Genomic DNA, 2,920 nt, shown 5'->3' on the forward strand with positions numbered 1-2,920 from the left:
ACATTGACATATTGGCAAAACAATCAAAATCATAAGTTAGTTTTAGTACTAAGTATTAAATACTAATTAACAAGAAAGTAAGTAAGGGCGCATGGTGAATGCCTAGGCTTTGAGAGGCGAAGAAAGACGTGATAAGCTGCGATAAGCCACGGGGAGGAGCAAATATCTGTTAATCCGTGGATTTCTGAATGGGGCAACCCGTTATGTTGAAGACATAACACACCTTCGGGTGAGCTAACGCAGGGAACTGAAACATCTAAGTACCTGTAGGAAAAGAAAATAATAATGATTCCCGTAGTAGTGGCGAGCGAACTGGGAACAGCCCAAACCATTTGTTTAGGCAATTATGGGGTTGTAGGACTGCAATATGAGTAATTAAATGAATTGGAATACTTTGGAAAGAGTAACCATAGAGAGTGAAAGTCTCGTACAAGTAAGTTTAAGAATCTAGCAGTATCCTGAGTAGGGCGGGACACGTGAAATCCTGTCTGAATCTGCCGGGCCCATCCGGTAAGGCTAAATACTCCTCAAAGACCGATAGTGAACCAGTACCGTGAGGGAAAGGTGAAAAGTACTCCGAATAGGAGAGTGAAATAGTACCTGAAACCGTGCGCTTACAAGCGGTCGGAGCTGATTTATTCAGTGACGGCGTGCCTTTTGCATAATGAGCCTACGAGTTAGTCGTAGTTAGCGAGGTTAAGTTCTTAAGGAACGGAGCCGAAGCGAAAGCGAGTCTGAATAGGGCGACAAAGTTAGCTGCGCTAGACGCGAAACCAGGTGATCTACCCATGGTCAGGTTGAAGCTGTGGTAACACACAGTGGAGGACCGAACCGCCAGACGTTGAAAAGTCTTCGGATGAACTGTGGGTAGGGGTGAAAGGCCAATCAAACCTGGAAATAGCTCGTACTCCCCGAAATGCATTTAGGTGCAGCCTTATTTTAATCTTGCAGAGGTAGAGCTACTGATTGGACGAGAGGGCTTCACCGCCTATCAACTCCTGATAAACTCCGAATGCTGTAAGATGATGAATAGGAGTGAGGGCATGGGTGCTAAGGTCCATGTCCGAGAGGGAAAGAACCCAGACCATCGGCTAAGGTCCCCAAATATATACTAAGTTGAACAAACGCGGTTTGATTGCATAGACAGCTAGGATGTTGGCTTGGAAGCAGCCATTCATTTAAAGAGTGCGTAACAGCTCACTAGTCGAGCGATCGAGCATGGATAATAATCGGGCATAAGTATATTACCGAAGCTATGGATTTGTACTAAGTACAAGTGGTAGGGGAGCATTCTAAATTGCGCTGAAGCGAGATGGCGATGTCTCGTGGAGTATTTAGAAAAGCAAATGTAGGCATAAGTAACGATAATGCGGGTGAGAAACCCGCACGCCGAAAAACTCAGGTTTCCTGATCAACGCTAATCGGATCAGGGTTAGTCGGGACCTAACGCGAACCCGAAAGGGGTAGTGGATGGAAAACAGGTTAATATTCCTGTACCTGCTATACAATGAAAGTGACGGATTTGAGAGATTGCTACGTACTGACGGAATAGTACGTTGAGCCTAGCCTTCGGGCGAAGCGAAGTAAAGCATCAGGTTCCAAGAAAAGCAAGTATAGCGGCTCGTACCGTAAACGGACACACGTAGTTGGGTTGAGTATACTAAGGCGCTCGAGTGATTCATGGTTAAGGAACTCGGCAAATTAGCCCCGTAACTTCGGGAAAAGGGGCGCCAATAGCAATATTGGCCGCAGAGAAATAGCGCATGCGACTGTTTATCAAAAACACATGGCTTTGCAAATTCGAAAGAAGACGTATAAGGCCTGACACCTGCCCGGTGCTGGAAGGTTAAGAGGAGAGGTTAACTTCGGTGAAGCTTTGAATTGAAGCCCCAGTAAACGGCGGCCGTAACTATAACGGTCCTAAGGTAGCGAAATTCCTTGTCGGGTAAGTTCCGACCTGCACGAATGGTGTAACGATGTGCGCACTGTCTCAACCATGAGCTCGGTGAAATTGTAGTATCGGTGAAGATGCCGATTACCCGCAACGGGACGGAAAGACCCCGTGAACCTTTACTGCAACTTAACATTGGTTGTGGGTAAGTAATGTGTAGGATAGGTCGGAGACATCGATCATGCGTCGCCAGGCGTATGTTAGTCGCCCTTGAAATACGACCCTTTGCTTATCTGTGGCCTAACAGATTAATCTGGACATTGTTTGGTGGGTAGTTTGACTGGGGTGGTCGCCTCCAAAAGAGTAACGGAGGCTTTCAAAGGTTTCCTCAGAACGATTGGTAACCGTTCGTAGAGTGCAATGGCATAAGGAAGCTTGACTGTGAGACCGACAAGTCGATCAGGTACGAAAGTAGGACATAGTGATCCGGTGGTTCCGCATGGAAGGGCCATCGCTCAAAGGATAAAAGGTACTCCGGGGATAACAGGCTGATCGCTCCCAAGAGCTCATATCGACGGAGCGGTTTGGCACCTCGATGTCGGCTCGTCACATCCTGGGGCTGGAGAAGGTCCCAAGGGTTGGGCTGTTCGCCCATTAAAGTGGCACGCGAGCTGGGTTCAGAACGTCGTGAGACAGTTCGGTCCCTATCTGTTGTGGGCGTAGGATATTTGAGAAGACCTGTCATTAGTACGAGAGGACCGTGATGGACAAACCTCTGGTGTACCAGTTGTTCCGCCAGGAGCATAGCTGGGTAGCTAAGTTTGGAAGGGATAAGTGCTGAAAGCATCTAAGCACGAAGCCTGCTTCAAGATGAGATATCCTTTAAGGGACGTTGGAGACTACGACGTTGATAGGCCATAGGTGTAAAGACAGTAATGTCAAAGCCGAGTGGTACTAATTACCCGAAACTTTTAGTTAAGTATTAGAATTAGAGTATGATTTTGGTTGAGCTAGTATGTTATATTTTAA

The 2,920-nt window shown here is 46.9% G+C and carries 1 rRNA gene; it reads left to right on the forward strand.

The window, feature by feature from the left end:
* The first annotated feature begins 71 nt into the window (after window positions 1–71).
* Window positions 72–2,868, forward strand: a 23S ribosomal RNA gene (locus A8B35_RS02480).
* Window positions 2,869–2,920: the final 52 nt, after the last annotated feature.

The organism is Saccharicrinis aurantiacus, assembly GCF_001660705.2.
Taxonomy (GTDB): Bacteria; Bacteroidota; Bacteroidia; order Bacteroidales; family Marinilabiliaceae; genus Saccharicrinis; species Saccharicrinis aurantiacus.